The organism is Kosakonia sp. BYX6 (assembly GCF_038449125.1).
Taxonomy (GTDB): domain Bacteria; phylum Pseudomonadota; class Gammaproteobacteria; order Enterobacterales; family Enterobacteriaceae; genus Kosakonia; species Kosakonia calanthes.
On the sequence record NZ_CP151800.1, the window covers coordinates 1,006,160 to 1,021,621 of the forward strand.

Below are 15,462 nucleotides of genomic sequence, written 5' to 3' on the forward strand. Positions count from 1 at the left end.
GTAAATTTTCACGCTATCTCATCAACGCGCTTTCACGAAGCCAGCCAGCAGACATATGTTTACCCTTTAATAGATGACAGTTTATGCATCATTCGCTAAAGTTTTCGGTCAATTCTGACGTAAATCATTATTTAAAGTAATTGCTCGGGAGAAGCATGTCGGGAAGTCATTCAGCGCTGAGCCGCCGCAGATTATTAAAAGGAGCGGGGGCCATGTGGTTATTAAGCGTGAGCCAGGTTGGTCTGGCGGCCGTCAGCCAGGTGGTGGCGGTTCGCGTCTGGCCAGCGTCCAGCTATACGCGCGTGACGGTGGAATCGAACCGTGTTGTGAAATACAAACAGTTTGCGTTGAGCAATCCCGACCGGCTGGTGGTGGATCTTGAAGGGGTGCACCTTAACTCTGTGCTGAAAGGCATGGGCGCGCAGATCCGCGTCGACGATCCTTATATCAAATCCGCGCGTGTCGGGCAGTTCGATCCGCAGACCGTGCGCATGGTGTTTGAGCTAAAACAAGACGTGAAGCCGCAACTGTTTGCGCTGGCACCGGTCGCAGGTTTCAAAGAGCGTCTGGTGATGGATCTTTATCCGGTGAATGCGAAAGATGTGCAGGATCCGCTGCTGGCGCTGCTCGAAGAGTACAACAAAGGCGATCTCGACCAGCAAGTGCCACCGGCGCAAAGCGGCCCGCAGCCAGGTAAAGCCGGGCGCGACAGGCCGATCGTCATAATGCTCGATCCCGGCCACGGTGGTGAAGATCCAGGTGCTACGGGGAAATATCGCACCCGTGAAAAAGACGTGGTGCTGCAAATCGCCCGCCGCTTGCATGCGCTGATCGAGAAAGAAGGCAATATGAAAGCCTATATGACGCGCAACGAGGATGTGTTTATTCCGCTGAAAGTGCGTGTCGCGAAAGCGCAGAAACAGCGCGCGGACCTGTTTGTGTCGATTCACGCCGATGCGTTTAGCAGCCGCCAGCCAAGTGGTTCTTCGGTGTTTGCGCTGTCGACCAAAGGCGCGACCAGTACCGCGGCGAAATATCTGGCGGACACACAGAACGCGGCAGACTTAATTGGTGGGGTGAGTAAAAGCGGCGATCGCTATCTGGACCACACCATGTTCGATATGGTGCAGTCGTTGACCATCAACGACAGCCTGAAGTTTGGTAAAGCGGTGTTGAACAAGCTGGGCGGCGTTAACAATCTGCATAAAAACAGCGTTGAGCAGGCGGGCTTTGCGGTGCTGAAAGCGCCTGATATTCCGTCGATTCTGGTCGAGACGGCGTTTATCAGTAACGTGGAAGAAGAGCGTAAGCTGAAAACCGCGAAATTCCAGCAGGAAGTGGCGGAGTCGATTCTGGCCGGGATTAAAGCCTACTTCGCGGATGGCGCGACGCTGGCGAGAAGGGGATAACAAAATGGCGCTCAATAGCGCCATTATTCTTTTATAAACCGTAGATACAAAAAAACACCCGTTAAGGTGTTTATTGTGTTGGTTGCGGGGGCCGGATTTGAACCGACGACCTTCGGGTTATGAGCCCGACGAGCTACCAGGCTGCTCCACCCCGCGTCCGTCTGTTTACACTTCCATCATGTAAACTTATTTCTTCACATTTTAATTGGTTGCGGGGGCCGGATTTGAACCGACGACCTTCGGGTTATGAGCCCGACGAGCTACCAGGCTGCTCCACCCCGCGTCCGTGGATGCGCACTATACTCTGCAAACTTATTGATGCAACCTTTTTTTTGCCTTAATCAATGAATTGGCGGGATTATGTGTAAAAACAATACAATCAGTTCATATTTTGAACGAAATTGACCTCTGAACGTGCTGGCGCATTTCATTAGCGGGTGGGGTTTGTTATCTTCAATTCGCTTCGGGTTAATCAAAAAGTTGAGAAATAATGAAAGGACGTTGGGCTAAGTACGCACTCACAGGCGCGATGGTGGCAATTCTCGCGGCCTGCTCTTCAAAACCGACCGATCGCGGTCAACAGTATAAAGACGGAAAATTTTCCCAGCCTTTTTCCCTCGTTAACCAACCTGACGCCATTGGCGCGCCAATCAACGCCGGAGACTTCTCCGAACAGATAAGCCAGGTCCGCAGTGCTGCCCCGCGCCTTTATGGTAGCCAGAGCAGCGTTTACAACGCGATTGACGCCTGGCTGCGCGCCGGGGGCGACACGCGTACGCTGCGCCAGTACGGCATTGATGCCTGGCAGATGGAAGGCACCGACAATTATGGCAACGTGCAATTCACTGGCTACTACACGCCGGTGGTGCAGGCACGCCACACTCGGCAGGGTGAATTCCAGTATCCGATTTACCGCATGCCGCCAAAACGCGGCCGCTTACCGTCTCGCGCCGAGATCTACGCCGGTGCGCTCAGTGAGAATTATGTGTTGGCCTACAGCAACTCGCTGATGGACAACTTTATTATGGATGTGCAGGGCAGCGGCTATATCGACTTTGGCGATGGCAGCCCGCTTAACTTCTTTAGCTACGCCGGGAAAAATGGTCATGCCTATCGCAGTATCGGCAAGGTGCTTATCGATAGCGGAGAAGTGAAGCGCGAAGATATGTCGATGCAGGCCATCCGCGAGTGGGGCGAAAAGCACAGCGAATCCGAAGTGCGCGCGCTGCTGGAAGAGAACGCTTCCTTCGTCTTCTTTAAACCGCAATCCTGGGCGCCGGTAAAAGGCGCGAGCGCGGTACCGCTGATTGGCCGTGCGTCTGTTGCCTCTGACCGGACCGTGATCCCGCCGGGAACCACGCTGCTGGCGGAAGTGCCGCAGTTGGATAACAACGGCAAATTCAACGGTCGCTATGAGTTGCGCCTGATGGTGGCGCTGGATGTTGGCGGCGCCATTAAAGGCCAGCACTTTGATATCTATCAGGGCATCGGTCCGGATGCCGGTCACCGCGCCGGTTGGTATAACCATTATGGCCGCGTCTGGGTGCTGAAGAATGCGCCCGGAACCGCCACGGCTGGCAACGTGTTCAGCGGCTGAGTGTGCTAGACTTCGCCCTCTTCCGCCCTGGAAGAGGGTTTCCCGTTTTACCTTGAGGTTTGTTTATGTCAGCAGTAATCAGCGACGCCTGGCGACAGCGCTTTGGCGGCACGGCGCGTTTGTATGGTGAGAAAGCGCTGCAATGGTTTGCCGACGCGCATATCTGCGTGGTGGGTATTGGCGGCGTGGGATCCTGGGCAGCAGAAGCCCTGGCGCGCACCGGTATCGGCGCGATCACGCTGATTGATATGGACGATGTGTGCGTCACGAATACCAACCGGCAGATCCACGCCCTGCGCGAGAATGTCGGCCTGGCGAAAGCCGAAGTGATGGCGAATCGCATCCGTGAAATAAACCCAGAGTGCCTGGTCACCGTGGTGGATGATTTCGTCACGGCGGATAATGTCGCGCAATTGATGAACCGCGATTACAGCTACGTGATTGATGCCATTGACAGTGTGCGCCCAAAAGCGGCGCTAATTGCTTATTGTCGCCGTAACAAAATCCCGCTGGTGACCACCGGCGGCGCGGGCGGGCAGATCGATCCGACGCAGATCCAGGTGAGCGATCTGGCGAAGACCATTCAGGATCCGCTGGCGGCCAAACTGCGCGAGCGCCTGAAAAGCGATTTCGGCGTGGTGAAAAACAGCAAAGGTAAACTCGGCGTGGATTGCGTATTTTCCACTGAAGCGCTGGTTTACCCGCAGGCAGATGGTTCGGTGTGCGCGATGAAAAGCACGGCGGAAGGGCCAAAACGAATGGATTGCGCGGCCGGCTTCGGCGCGGCGACCATGGTGACCGCCACCTTTGGGTTTATCGCGGTCTCCCATGCATTGAAAAAACTGCTGGCGAAAGCCGAGCGTCAGGCCAGCGCCTGACGAGCATCTTCCTGAACGGCGGCGGCCAGCGCCGCCAGCCCCTGGCTGCGTGACGCGCTAAGCTGCGTGCGCAGCCCTAACTCATCAAACAACGCCAGCGGATCGCCCTCAACCAACGTTTCCGGGCGTTTGCCTTCTATTGCGGTCAGCAACACCGCCAGCAAACCGCGAACAATTCGGCCTTCACTGTCGCCAAAAAAGTGCATGGTGCCCTCTGCCGACAACCTCGAACCGAGCCAGACGCGATTTTCGCAACCGGGGATTTCCCGCGCCTGCGCTTTTAGTTCGTCTGTTGCGGCCGGCAACTGTTTACCCAGCAGGATCAGCTGGCGGTACTTATCTTCCCACGCGTTGAGCGTGCTGAACGTTTTGCGTAATGTCTCTTCTGTGACCACGCTGCCGAACGGGTGTCCGGCAAAAGCAGGACTTGTCATTAATCCACCAATATTTCCAGGGCACGGTCAACGGCGTTGACCAGCGCGTCCACATCCTGCTGTGTATTATAGGGCGCAAATGAGGCACGCAAGGTGCCGGTCACACCAAGTGCCGCCAGCAGCGGCTGTGCGCAGTGCTGACCAGCGCGAAGCGCAATACCGTAACCGGCGAGCAGCGTCACCATATCACTGTGGTGGATTCCTTCGAAATCAAACGCCACCAGGCTGGAATCCTGGCAGCGAAAAGAGCGGAAACCGGGGCGCTGCGCCAGTTGCTCTTCCGCAAGCGTCGCCAGGCCACGGCTGTAACTTTCCGCTTGCGCGATATCCAGCGTGTTGAGCCACTCCAGCGCGGCGCTTAAACCAATCACGCCCGCCACGTTCGGCGTCCCGGCTTCCAGCTTGTAAGGCACTGGCTGGGTGGTGAAACCTTCAAACGTCACTTCGGTGATCATCTTGCCGCCGCCAAGCCACGGCGACATCGCATTCAACAATTCTGTTTTGCCATACAGCGCGCCGATGCCGTTTGGCCCATAGAGTTTATGGCCGGAGAACGCATAAAAATCGATATCAAGACGTTGTACGTTAGCCGGGAAATGCACCACGCCTTGCGCACCATCGACCATCACTACCATGCCTGTCGCATGAGCAAGCGTAATGGCGCGTTCGAGATCCGGGCAGCCGCCTGTAACATTGGACATTTGCCCCAGCGCCAGAATGCGGCTGCGCGGCGTAATCAAGTGCGGCAGTTGGTTTATATCAGGAAGATGGTCAGCACCGAGCGGCAATTTCACCACCCGCGCGCCGGTTTGTTGCGCCACCATCAGCCACGGAACGAGGTTCGCGTGATGTTCCGCTTCGCTCACAATGATTTCGTCATCGGGCTGCAAGCGCGGGCGAGCGTAACACTGAGCGACCATATTGATGGCTTCGGTGGTGCCGCGCGTCCAGACAATATTTTTGCCGGAAGGGGCGTTAAGCAGAGCGGCGACCTGGTCGCGCGCGGCTTCATAACGCGCGGTCAGCTGTTGCGCCTGCGCAAACTGGCTGCGATGCACATTGCCCGCGCTCAGGCTGTAGAACTGTTGCGTGGCGTCAATGACCGCCTGCGGTTTTAATGCCGTTGCCGCGCTGTCGAGATAGACACCCGCGTCAGCAAGCGCCGGAAACTGGGCACGAAAGTGTGATGGGTTAAATGCGTTCATACTCATCCTCATCTGTAAGCCGTCGATCGTCGCGCAATTTTTCTGTTGTAGCAAGGAAGTTGATAACCATCGGAATTATCTGTTTGTACTGGCGAACTTGGGGAAGCAGGTTATGCTGAATAGTGTTAGGTATGTGTTCCAGACTCTTCCAGGAAGAGTATTTCACAGCATTAATTGCCAGAAGCAAGGAGAAGAAGATGAAGAAGACTGCCGCAATTATTTCTGCCTGTACGTTAGCTTTTGCCCTGAGCGCTTGTTCCGGTCCTAACTACGCGTTGCACACCAACGATGGTCGGACGATTATTTCTGAAGGCAAGCCGAAAACCGATGACCAGACCGGCCTGATTTCGTACAAAGACGCCAACGGTAATGAGCAGCAGATCAACCGTACCGACGTGAAAGAAATGGTCGCCCTGGATAAGTAATGCCGTTTTCCGGGCAAAAAAAAGCACCGCAATCTTGCGGTGCTACATTAATCACTATGGACAGACAGGGTAAATGTACAGGAAGTGAAAAAGGGGTAGCGTTGCTACCGGGGTCTGAATAGCAGACCAATTTGCAAACACAACAACACAACATCACAACCGTAAGCCAAAAGCCCTTCAGAACAGACATTCCAAAACAGCTTTTCGTTCCGGCTCAGGAAGTGCCGCCACTATAGGTATTTGCTGGTAGAAGCTCAACGGACAATTTATAATGGCTCAGATAAAAAAAACTAATAGGTTAACCACTGTTTCCTGTTTGTTAAATTGAGTTTACATATAAGCCTGATAACCATGTCCAAGCGATTACCACCACTGAATGCATTACGTGTTTTTGATGCCGCTGCCCGCCATCTGAGTTTTACTCGCGCTGCCGATGAGCTTTTTGTGACGCAGGCCGCAGTAAGCCACCAAATCAAGTCTCTCGAGGATTTTCTCGGCCTGAAACTGTTCCGTCGACGCAACCGATCGCTGTTGCTTACCGAAGAAGGGCAGAGTTATTTTCAGGATATCAAAGAGATATTTTCCCAACTCAATGAAGCCACACGCAAACTGCAAGCGCGCAGCGCCAAGGGCGCGCTAACGGTCAGTTTATTGCCCAGTTTTGCGATTCAATGGCTAGTGCCGAGGCTCTCTAGCTTTAACTCAGCTTATCCGGGAATCGATGTGCGAATCCAGGCGGTGGACCGTGAAGAAGATAAGCTGGCGGACGATGTCGACGTGGCGATTTTCTACGGTCGCGGCAACTGGCCGGGGCTGCGCGTTGAAAAGTTGTACGCTGAATATCTGCTGCCGGTCTGCTCTCCTTTATTACTCACCGGCGACAAAGCGATAAAAACGCCGGAGGATTTGGCGCATCACACTTTATTGCACGACGCGTCGCGTCGCGACTGGCAAACTTATACCCGCCAATTAGGTCTTAATCTTAACGTTCAGCAGGGACCCATCTTCAGCCATAGCTCTATGGTGCTACAGGCGGCAATCCACGGACAGGGGATCGCACTGGCCAACAATGTGATGGCGCAGTCCGAAATTGAAGCAGGCCGGTTGGTCTGCCCGTTTAATGATGTTCTGGTCAGTAAGAATGCGTTTTATCTGGTTTGTCATGACAGTCAGGCAGAACTGGGTAAAATAGCCGCCTTTCGTCAATGGATCCTGGCAAAAGCGGCAAGCGAACAGGAAAAATTCCGTTTCCGTTACGAACAATAATTCGCGCGCGTACTGCGCGTATGACTTTTTAGGGTACTCACATGACCAGCCGTTTTATGCTGATTTTCGCCGCGGTGAGCGGTTTTATTTTTGTCGCGCTGGGCGCTTTCGGCGCGCATGTTTTAAGTAAATCTCTGGGTGTTCAGGAGATGAGCTGGATCCAGACCGGCCTTGAATACCAGGCATTCCACACCTTAGCGGTGTTTGGGCTGGCGGTCGCGATGCAGCGCCGCATTAGCATCTGGTTTTACTGGAGCAGTGTTTTTCTGGCGCTTGGCACCGTGCTGTTTAGCGGCAGCCTGTATTGCCTGGCGCTCTCGCATTTACGCCTGTGGGCGTTTGTTACCCCGGTCGGTGGCGTGTGTTTCTTAATCGGCTGGGCTTTGATGTTAGTTGGTGCAATTCGTCTGAAACGTAGGGGCGTTGTTCATGAATAAAGTGGTGCTGCTATGCCGCCCGGGGTTTGAGAAAGAGTGTGCCGCGGAGATTACCGATAAAGCTGGACGTCGTGAGGTGTTCGGTTTTGCCCGTGTGAAAGAGAACGCGGGCTATGTCATTTTTGAGTGCTACCAGGAAGGTGACGCGGACAAACTGGCGCGCGAGCTGCCGTTCAGTTCGTTGATTTTCGCCCGCCAGATGTTCGTCGTCGGCGAACTGCTGCGTGATTTGCCGCCGGAAGACCGCATTACACCCATCACTGGCATGCTGCAAGGCGTGGTGGAAAAAGGCGGCGATCTGCGTGTCGAAGTGGCGGACACCAACGAAAGCAAAGAGCTGATGAAGTTCTGCCGTAAGTTCACCGTGCCGCTGCGCACCGCGTTGCGTGAAGCGGGTGTGCTGGCGCGCAGTGATACGCCAAAACGCCCGGTGGTGCATGTGTTCTTTATTGCGCCGGGTTGCTGTTATACCGGCTATTCCTACACGACCAATAATTCACCTTTTTATATGGGCATCCCGCGTCTGAAGTTCCCATCCGACGCGCCAAGCCGTTCGACGCTGAAACTGGAAGAGGCGTTCCACGTCTTTATTCCTGCGGATGAGTGGGATGAGCGCCTGGCCAACGGTATGTACGCCGTCGATCTGGGCGCGTGTCCTGGCGGCTGGACCTATCAGCTGGTGAAACGCAACATGTGGGTGGCCTCTGTCGATAACGGCCCAATGGCGCAAAGCCTGATGGATACCGGGCAAGTGACCTGGCTGCGCGAAGATGGTTTCCGCTATCGTCCGACGCGTAACAACATCTCATGGATGGTGTGCGATATGGTGGAGAAACCGGCGAAAGTTGCCGCGCTGATGGCGCAATGGCTGACGCAAGGCTGGTGCCGCGAAACCATTTTCAATCTCAAGTTGCCGATGAAAAAACGCTACGAAGAGGTGTCGAACAACCTGGCGTACATTCAGCAGCAGTTGGATGAACATGGCATCGCCGCGCAGATTCAGGCGCGTCAGTTGTATCACGATCGCGAGGAAGTGACGGTTCACGTTCGCAGGATGTGGGCAGCGGTGGGTGGGCGTCGGGATGAGCGCTGAGACTTATTGCCTGATGGCGCTGCGCTTATCAGGCGTACGGATTGTACGCCTGATAAGAAATGCAGGCCGGATAAGCGCAGCGCCACCCGGCATAAATGCTCGACAGCTGAAACTGACGAAAAGATAGGTTTATTTTTTTCCGGCTTTCGCCAGTTCTTTTACCAGCGGCAGCATAATGCGCATGACGTCGCGGCTGCGGCGCTCAATGCGGCCAGGTAAGGCCTGGTCGATATACTGCTGATTATCCAGCCGCGCGTTGTGGTAGCTGGTCCCGTTTGGAAACATCTTCGATTTCGCCCGTTGCTGGGCGCCATCTTTATTCCCCAATGACCAGTTGGTGGCTTCCACCGACAGCACCGGAATCTGCGCCTTATCAAACACGTCGGCATCGCTACAGCAATGCTGATTTTTTGCGGCATTGGTTGGCGTACTCATCGCCAAAATTCCGTGCGAACGGGCAATCGCCAGTGCGCGATCCCGCGTCAGTTTACGCACGGATGCCGGGGTGTTTTTACCGCTATTAAAGTAGAGTTTGTCGCCGACGATCAGGTTGTTCATGTTGATCACCAGCAGCGTGTTCTTGCGCTCTTTTTCGCTCATCCGCGCGAGGAAACTCTCCGCGCCAAGCTGGCCTTCCTCTTCGCCGCTGGTGGCGACAAAACGGACACTGTACTGCGTCGGCTCTGCTTTCAACGCCTGCGCCAGCTCCAGCATCACGCCCAGCGCGGCGGCATTGTCATCCATTCCCTGAAGCGTTAAACCGCCAAGATTGTTATCGACATCGGCGTCGCTGCGCGGCGCGTAAGTATCAAGATGCGCCATAATAATGATCTGCTGCACAAGGGTGCCCTCATGGGCGGCGATCACCGTACTGCCAATCACATTCTGCCAGTTCTGCTGTTTATCTTTTGTGGTGTAGCGGTAACGGGTTTTGAACTTGCGGATATCGCTCTGGTAACCCATTTGTTCAAACTGCTGCTGCACATAATCCGCAGAGAGCATTTCGGCCGGCGTGCCAGTCATGCGGCCGGGGAACAGCGTGGCGATATGACGCGCCTGTTCACTTGCCATGTTACCAGGTTGGGAAGTACGGGCATCAGCCGGAAGGATAAAGCATACGCCGAGCGCCAGGGCAGCGGAACGGAGGCGCAATGCGGAAAACATAGGGAGTCCTTTATGCAGCAAGATTTTTGACGCGCTTAGTATGAAACTGTGATCGTCTTTGCACAATTTCATTTGTTCTTAACCATACGAAAATCCTCGCGTTAAGCACTTTTTGATATTTGCTTTGTATGAGTGTTATTCCTTTAGGGAACTACTCATTCCAATTCGTAATTTCATTCGTTCTAAACCGCCCCCTATAGTCCCTCTATTGCTGGCTGTGAGTGAGTTACTGCGTTGTGGATTACCTGCCGATATTTGCTGCTGTAAAAGACCGCCCCGTTTTAGTGATTGGCGGCGGCGAAATTGCCGCGCGCAAAATCACCTTTTTGCGACGGGCAGGCGCGCACGTGCAAGTGGTCGCGCAACAACTGGAACCGCACTTACAACAGCTTGCCGATGAACACGCCATCCACTGGCTGGCGACCGCGTTTGACGAATCGCAGCTGGATGCCGTTTTCCTGGTGATTGCCGCAACCGATGATGCCGCGCTTAACCGCCGGGTATTTGATGCGGCTAATGCGCGCCATCGGCTGGTTAACGTTGTTGACGACCAGCCGCTGTGCTCCTTTATTTTCCCGTCGATTGTCGATCGTTCGCCGCTGCTGGTGGCGATCTCCTCTGGTGGCAACGCGCCGGTGCTGGCGCGCTTACTGCGTGAAAAAATTGAAGCGTTGCTGCCGGGTAACTTAGGGCGCATGGCGGAAGTTGCCGGGCGCTGGCGCACACGCATTAAGGCGTTTCGGCGCACCACGGATGAACGTCGCCGTTTCTGGGAAAGCGCTTTTCGCGGGCGTTTCGCCAGCCTGATGGCGGCCGGTGATGAACCGGCTGCGGAAAAAACGCTGGAAGCGGAACTGCAACGGCCTGGTTCCAGCGGCGGTGAAATCATCCTCGTCGGCGCCGGGCCGGGCGATGCAGGCTTGCTGACGCTGCGTGGCTTGCAGGTTATCCAGCAGGCCGATGTGGTGTTTTACGATCACCTGGTCAGCGACGAAGTGCTGGAATTGACCCGCCGGGATGCGCAGAAAATCTGCGTCGGCAAACGCGCTGGCGCCCATTCGGTGGCGCAGCACGACACCAACCGCATGCTGGTTGAAGCGGCGCACGAGGGCAAAACGGTGGTGCGTCTGAAAGGCGGCGATCCGTTTATCTTCGGGCGCGGTGGCGAAGAGTTGCAAGCCGCGGCGGCAGCCGGCGTGCCTTTCCAGGTTGTGCCAGGCGTGACCGCGGCATCGGGCGCAACAGCCTATGCGGGCATTCCCCTGACGCACCGGGATTTCGCCCAGAGCGTGACGTTCGTCACCGGCCATTACAAAGCCGACAGCGCCCCGTTTGACTGGGCGCAGCTGGCGCAAAGCCGCCAGACGCTGGCTATCTACATGGGCACCATGAAAGCGGCGGAAATCAGCGCGCAATTAATCGCTTATGGACGAGAGAAAACCACACCGGTGGCGGTGATTTCGCGCGGGACGCGTGCGGATCAACAGGTTGCCACCGGCACATTAGAACAACTCGAGGAACTGGCGAAAGCTGCCCCGATGCCCGCCCTGCTGGTGGTGGGCGAGGTGGTTGGGCTTCATCGCGAACTTGCCTGGTTCCAGCATACGACAGCGACGGCGGCGTTTGACGCTTCCGTGATTAATCTGGCTTAAGGAATGGATATGGACCAAAAACGACTCACTCACCTGCGACAACTGGAGGCGGAAAGCATCCATATCATCCGCGAAGTGGCCGCTGAATTTTCCAATCCGGTGATGATGTATTCCATCGGCAAGGACTCCAGCGTGATGCTGCATCTGGCGCGTAAAGCGTTCTATCCTGGCACGCTACCGTTCCCGCTGCTGCACGTCGACACGGGTTGGAAATTCCGTGAGATGTATGAATTCCGTGACCGTACCGCCAAAGCCTACGGCTGTGAGCTGCTGGTGCATAAAAACCCGGAAGGGGTGGCGATGGGCATCAACCCGTTTGTGCACGGCAGCGCCAAACATACCGACATTATGAAAACCGAAGGGCTGAAACAGGCGCTGAATAAATACGGTTTTGACGCAGCATTCGGCGGCGCGCGCCGTGACGAAGAGAAGTCACGCGCGAAAGAGCGTATTTACTCGTTCCGTGACCGTTTCCACCGCTGGGACCCAAAAAACCAGCGCCCGGAGCTGTGGCACAACTACAACGGGCAGATCAACAAAGGCGAAAGCATTCGCGTGTTCCCGCTGTCGAACTGGACCGAACTGGATATCTGGCAGTACATCTTCCTGGAAAATATCGACATTGTTCCGCTGTACCTGGCGGCTGAGCGCCCGGTGCTGGAGCGCGACGGCATGCTGATGATGATCGATGACGATCGTATCGACCTGCAACCTGGCGAAGTTATCAAAAAGCGCATGGTGCGTTTCCGTACGCTCGGCTGCTGGCCGCTGACTGGTGCCGTTGAATCCAATGCGCAGACGTTGCCGGAGATTATCGAAGAGATGCTGGTTTCCACCACCAGTGAACGTCAGGGCCGCGTAATTGACCGCGACCAGTCCGGCTCCATGGAGCTGAAAAAACGTCAGGGATACTTCTAAGGAGCCGCCATGAACACCACAATCGCACAACAAATCGCTAATGAAGGCGGCGTCGAAGCGTATCTGCATGCCCAACAACACAAAAGCCTGCTGCGCTTTCTGACCTGCGGCAGCGTGGATGACGGCAAAAGTACACTGATTGGCCGCTTACTGCACGATACCCGCCAAATCTACGAAGATCAGCTTTCCACGCTACACAATGACAGCAAGCGTCACGGTACGCAGGGTGAAAAACTTGACCTGGCATTGCTGGTCGATGGCCTGCAAGCCGAGCGCGAGCAGGGCATCACCATTGATGTGGCCTACCGCTATTTCTCAACGGAGAAGCGCAAATTTATCATCGCCGACACGCCGGGGCATGAGCAGTACACCCGTAATATGGCGACCGGCGCGTCGACCTGCGATCTGGCGATTTTACTGATCGATGCGCGCAAAGGCGTGCTGGATCAGACGCGTCGTCACAGCTTTATCTCCACGCTGCTGGGCATCAAACACTTGGTGGTCGCGGTTAACAAAATGGATCTGGTGGATTTCAGCGAAGAGACTTTCGAGAACATCCGCCAGGATTACCTGACTTTCGCCGAGCAACTGCCGGGCAATCTCGATATCCGCTTTGTGCCGCTGTCAGCGCTGGAAGGGGATAACGTCGCCAGCCAGAGCGCGAAAATGCCGTGGTACAGCGGCCCAACATTGCTGGAAGTGCTGGAGATGGTCGAAATCCAGCGCGTTGTGGATGCGCAACCGATGCGCTTCCCGGTGCAGTATGTGAACCGCCCGAACCTCGATTTTCGCGGTTTTTCCGGCACGTTGGCGTCCGGCGCAGTGAAAGTCGGCCAGCGCATTAAAGTGCTGCCGTCGGGCGTGGAATCTTCTGTGGCGCGGATCGTGACCTTCGACGGCGATTTGCAGGAAGCCGCCGCAGGCGAAGCCATCACGCTGGTGCTGAAAGATGAGATTGATATCAGCCGTGGCGACGTGATTCTGGATGCGCAGGAAACCCTGCCGTCAGTGCAAAGCGCCTCGCTGGATGTGGTGTGGATGGCGGAACAGCCGCTCAGCCCGGGTCAAAGTTTTGACATCAAAGTGGCCGGTAAGAAAACCCGCGCCCGCGTTGATAACATTCAGTACCAGGTGGATATCAACAATCTGACCCAGCGCCAGGTGGAAAACTTGCCGCTGAACGGCATCGGCCTGGTTGATTTGACCTTTGACGAACCGCTAACGCTGGACGCTTATCAACAAAACCCGGTGACCGGCGGCGTGATCTTTATCGATCGCCTGAGCAATGTCACCGTTGGGGCAGGGATGGTGCGTGAAGTGCATACCGAATCGCAGGCGGTTCCTTCGCAATTCAGCGCCTTTGAGCTGGAACTGAATCAGCTGGTGCGTAAACACTTCCCGCATTGGGGCGCGCGCGATCTGCTGGGAGGCAAATAATGGCGCAGCATGACGAAAACGTCGTCTGGCATGCCCATCCGGTCACGCCGGCGCAGCGCGAGCAACTCCACGGTCACCGTGGGGTTGTGCTGTGGTTTACCGGGCTTTCTGGCTCCGGGAAATCCACCGTTGCTGGCGCGCTGGAAGAGGCGTTGCATCGCGCGGGTGTCAGCACCTATTTGCTTGATGGCGATAATGTGCGTCACGGCTTGTGCAGCGATCTGGGGTTTAGCGACGCGGATCGAAAAGAGAATATTCGCCGGGTGGGCGAAGTCGCCAAACTGATGGTCGAATCTGGCTTAGTGGTGCTGACGGCGTTTATCTCGCCGCATCGCGCGGAGCGCCAGATGGTGCGCGAGCGCCTGGGGGAAGGGCGCTTTATTGAGGTGTTTGTCGATACGCCGTTGGCCATCTGCGAAGCGCGCGATCCAAAAGGGCTTTACAAGAAAGCACGCGCCGGTGAATTGCATAATTTCACCGGGATCGATTCGGTCTACGAAGCGCCGGAATCGGCGGAAGTGCACCTCGATGGCGAACAATTGGTAACAAATTTGGTTGGTCAATTATTCGATCTCCTCAGGCAGGGCGATATTATCAGATCCTGAGACGGTACAGGCGATACACGCCATCTTCAGGTTATCCCGGCGTTGACGTTCGCGCTTCCTGAAGCTTGCGTGTATTCCGTTTACCGGTCGTACAGGCAACAGGATCAGATATGCGTAACAGTCAGAACATCACCATCCCCCGGTCGCAATCCATTACGACGACCGCCGACGAAACCACATGGTCTCTCCCTGGGGCTATCGTCGGTTTTGTAGCATGGCTGCTGGCGCTGGCGATCCCATTTATGTTTTACGGCTCCAACACGCTGTTTTTCTTTCTCTACACCTGGCCCTTTTTTCTCGCCCTGATGCCCGTTTCCGTGGTGGTCGGCATTGCGCTGCATTCGCTGCTCGACGGCCGGTTGCGCTACAGCTGCGTGGCGACATTGTTAACGGTGGCGGCGATGTTCGGTGTGCTGTTCTTGTGGTTATTAGGCTGAACCCGTCATACTTCAAACCGTAACGCTCATTAAGGCAATGTGTCCGGGTTCGGAAAGTCACACATTTATGATAAAGTCTGGCGCTTGCGCGGTATCACCCGGCCCCGAAGTGGAGTCTGACGAAAAGTTATGGGATGATGATGCCGTTTTTCAGGGGGCAGGATGGGTAAACTAACGCTGCTATTGCTGGCTTTACTGGTCTGGCTGCAATACTCGCTGTGGTTCGGCAAGAATGGTCTGCATGACTATGGCCGCGTCAGCGAAGATGTGGCGGCACAGCAGGCGACAAACGCCAAATTAAAATCGCGCAACGATCAACTTTTCGCCGAAATTGACGATCTCAATGGCGGCCAGGAAGCGATTGAGGAGCGCGCGCGCAATGAATTAACCATGACGAAGCCGGGCGAAACATTTTATCGTCTGGTACCGGACGCGTCGAAACGCACGCCGGGGTCAGCGCAGAACACACAAAATACACAGAACAGACCTTAAATAACCCCGGATT

16 protein-coding genes and 2 tRNA genes are annotated in these 15,462 nt (G+C 55.5%); 13 read left to right on the forward strand and 5 right to left on the reverse strand.

The window, feature by feature from the left end:
* Positions 1-155 precede the first annotated feature (155 nt).
* Positions 156-1,409, forward strand: a complete 1,254-nt coding sequence (gene amiC / locus AAEY27_RS04700) for an N-acetylmuramoyl-L-alanine amidase AmiC (RefSeq protein ID WP_342323755.1) — start codon at positions 156-158, stop codon at positions 1,407-1,409.
* 79 nt (positions 1,410-1,488) lie between these two features.
* Here amiC and AAEY27_RS04705 read toward each other — a convergent pair.
* A tRNA-Met gene (locus tag AAEY27_RS04705) sits at positions 1,489-1,565 on the reverse strand.
* Positions 1,566-1,615: 50 nt separating this feature from the next.
* Positions 1,616-1,692, reverse strand: a tRNA-Met gene (locus tag AAEY27_RS04710).
* Positions 1,693-1,899: 207 nt separating this feature from the next.
* Here AAEY27_RS04710 and mltA point away from each other — a divergent pair.
* Positions 1,900-3,006 carry a murein transglycosylase A gene (gene mltA / locus AAEY27_RS04715; protein ID WP_342323756.1) on the forward strand — a complete coding sequence of 369 codons (1,107 nt, stop codon included), beginning with the start codon at positions 1,900-1,902 and terminating at the stop codon, positions 3,004-3,006.
* Between the two features lie 65 nt (positions 3,007-3,071).
* A complete protein-coding gene (tcdA, locus tag AAEY27_RS04720; protein WP_342323757.1) occupies positions 3,072-3,884 on the forward strand; it encodes a tRNA cyclic N6-threonylcarbamoyladenosine(37) synthase TcdA in 813 nt (270 codons plus the stop codon).
* Here tcdA and csdE read toward each other — a convergent pair.
* A complete protein-coding gene (gene csdE, locus AAEY27_RS04725; RefSeq protein WP_342323758.1) occupies positions 3,869-4,318 on the reverse strand; it encodes a cysteine desulfurase sulfur acceptor subunit CsdE in 450 nt (149 codons plus the stop codon). The two genes, tcdA and csdE, sit on opposite strands and share 16 nt — an antisense overlap.
* Positions 4,318-5,523 carry a cysteine desulfurase CsdA gene (gene csdA / locus AAEY27_RS04730; RefSeq protein ID WP_342323759.1) on the reverse strand — a complete coding sequence of 402 codons (1,206 nt, stop codon included), beginning with the start codon at positions 5,521-5,523 and terminating at the stop codon, positions 4,318-4,320. The genes csdE and csdA overlap by 1 nt, the downstream gene beginning before the upstream one ends.
* A 197-nt stretch (positions 5,524-5,720) precedes the next feature.
* Between csdA and AAEY27_RS04735 the strand changes: the two genes are divergently transcribed.
* The 4 genes from AAEY27_RS04735 to rlmM all read left to right on the forward strand — a co-directional run bounded on the left by AAEY27_RS04735 (position 5,721) and on the right by rlmM (position 8,744).
* Positions 5,721-5,948, forward strand: a complete 228-nt coding sequence (locus tag AAEY27_RS04735) for a YgdI/YgdR family lipoprotein (protein ID WP_342323760.1) — start codon at positions 5,721-5,723, stop codon at positions 5,946-5,948.
* Positions 5,949-6,299: 351 nt separating this feature from the next.
* Positions 6,300-7,214 carry a glycine cleavage system transcriptional regulator GcvA gene (gcvA, locus tag AAEY27_RS04740; protein ID WP_342323761.1) on the forward strand — a complete coding sequence of 305 codons (915 nt, stop codon included), beginning with the start codon at positions 6,300-6,302 and terminating at the stop codon, positions 7,212-7,214.
* A gap of 41 nt (positions 7,215-7,255) precedes the next feature.
* Positions 7,256-7,651, forward strand: a complete 396-nt coding sequence (locus tag AAEY27_RS04745; RefSeq protein WP_342323762.1) for a DUF423 domain-containing protein — start codon at positions 7,256-7,258, stop codon at positions 7,649-7,651.
* Complete coding sequence (gene rlmM / locus AAEY27_RS04750) at positions 7,644-8,744, forward strand: 23S rRNA (cytidine(2498)-2'-O)-methyltransferase RlmM (RefSeq protein WP_342323763.1); 1,101 nt, start codon at positions 7,644-7,646, stop codon at positions 8,742-8,744. Before AAEY27_RS04745 ends, rlmM begins: the two co-directional genes overlap by 8 nt.
* A 129-nt stretch (positions 8,745-8,873) precedes the next feature.
* On the opposite strand, the gene AAEY27_RS04755 is transcribed toward rlmM, so the two are convergent.
* Positions 8,874-9,908 carry an aminopeptidase gene (locus AAEY27_RS04755; RefSeq protein WP_342323764.1) on the reverse strand — a complete coding sequence of 345 codons (1,035 nt, stop codon included), beginning with the start codon at positions 9,906-9,908 and terminating at the stop codon, positions 8,874-8,876.
* 236 nt (positions 9,909-10,144) lie between these two features.
* On the opposite strand from AAEY27_RS04755, the gene cysG reads away from it, so the two are divergent.
* From cysG to ftsB, 6 genes are all read left to right on the forward strand, one after another.
* Positions 10,145-11,560 carry a siroheme synthase CysG gene (gene cysG, locus AAEY27_RS04760; protein ID WP_342325462.1) on the forward strand — a complete coding sequence of 472 codons (1,416 nt, stop codon included), beginning with the start codon at positions 10,145-10,147 and terminating at the stop codon, positions 11,558-11,560.
* 9 nt (positions 11,561-11,569) lie between these two features.
* Positions 11,570-12,478, forward strand: coding sequence for a sulfate adenylyltransferase subunit CysD (gene cysD / locus AAEY27_RS04765; RefSeq protein ID WP_342323765.1), 909 nt, complete (start codon positions 11,570-11,572; stop codon positions 12,476-12,478).
* 9 nt (positions 12,479-12,487) lie between these two features.
* Positions 12,488-13,915, forward strand: coding sequence for a sulfate adenylyltransferase subunit CysN (gene cysN / locus AAEY27_RS04770; RefSeq protein WP_342323766.1), 1,428 nt, complete (start codon positions 12,488-12,490; stop codon positions 13,913-13,915).
* Complete coding sequence (gene cysC, locus AAEY27_RS04775; protein WP_342323767.1) at positions 13,915-14,520, forward strand: adenylyl-sulfate kinase; 606 nt, start codon at positions 13,915-13,917, stop codon at positions 14,518-14,520. The genes cysN and cysC overlap by 1 nt, the downstream gene beginning before the upstream one ends.
* Before the next feature lie 110 nt (positions 14,521-14,630).
* Positions 14,631-14,957: a DUF3561 family protein gene (locus AAEY27_RS04780; protein ID WP_342323768.1), complete on the forward strand. Its 327-nt coding sequence runs from the start codon at positions 14,631-14,633 to the stop codon at positions 14,955-14,957.
* 162 nt (positions 14,958-15,119) lie between these two features.
* On the forward strand, positions 15,120-15,449 hold the full coding sequence (gene ftsB, locus AAEY27_RS04785; protein ID WP_342323769.1) for a cell division protein FtsB: 330 nt from the start codon (positions 15,120-15,122) through the stop codon (positions 15,447-15,449).
* Positions 15,450-15,462 lie beyond the last annotated feature (13 nt).

Coding starts and splice junctions, on each gene's coding strand:
- amiC (WP_342323755.1), top strand. CDS start 156: ATGTCGGGAAGTCATTCAGCGCTGAGCCGCCGCAGATTATTAAAAGGA.
- mltA (WP_342323756.1), top strand. CDS start 1,900: ATGAAAGGACGTTGGGCTAAGTACGCACTCACAGGCGCGATGGTGGCA.
- tcdA (WP_342323757.1), top strand. CDS start 3,072: ATGTCAGCAGTAATCAGCGACGCCTGGCGACAGCGCTTTGGCGGCACG.
- csdE (WP_342323758.1), bottom strand. CDS start 4,318: ATGACAAGTCCTGCTTTTGCCGGACACCCGTTCGGCAGCGTGGTCACA.
- csdA (WP_342323759.1), bottom strand. CDS start 5,523: ATGAACGCATTTAACCCATCACACTTTCGTGCCCAGTTTCCGGCGCTT.
- AAEY27_RS04735 (WP_342323760.1), top strand. CDS start 5,721: ATGAAGAAGACTGCCGCAATTATTTCTGCCTGTACGTTAGCTTTTGCC.
- gcvA (WP_342323761.1), top strand. CDS start 6,300: ATGTCCAAGCGATTACCACCACTGAATGCATTACGTGTTTTTGATGCC.
- AAEY27_RS04745 (WP_342323762.1), top strand. CDS start 7,256: ATGACCAGCCGTTTTATGCTGATTTTCGCCGCGGTGAGCGGTTTTATT.
- rlmM (WP_342323763.1), top strand. CDS start 7,644: ATGAATAAAGTGGTGCTGCTATGCCGCCCGGGGTTTGAGAAAGAGTGT.
- AAEY27_RS04755 (WP_342323764.1), bottom strand. CDS start 9,908: ATGTTTTCCGCATTGCGCCTCCGTTCCGCTGCCCTGGCGCTCGGCGTA.
- cysD (WP_342323765.1), top strand. CDS start 11,570: ATGGACCAAAAACGACTCACTCACCTGCGACAACTGGAGGCGGAAAGC.
- cysN (WP_342323766.1), top strand. CDS start 12,488: ATGAACACCACAATCGCACAACAAATCGCTAATGAAGGCGGCGTCGAA.
- cysC (WP_342323767.1), top strand. CDS start 13,915: ATGGCGCAGCATGACGAAAACGTCGTCTGGCATGCCCATCCGGTCACG.
- AAEY27_RS04780 (WP_342323768.1), top strand. CDS start 14,631: ATGCGTAACAGTCAGAACATCACCATCCCCCGGTCGCAATCCATTACG.
- ftsB (WP_342323769.1), top strand. CDS start 15,120: ATGGGTAAACTAACGCTGCTATTGCTGGCTTTACTGGTCTGGCTGCAA.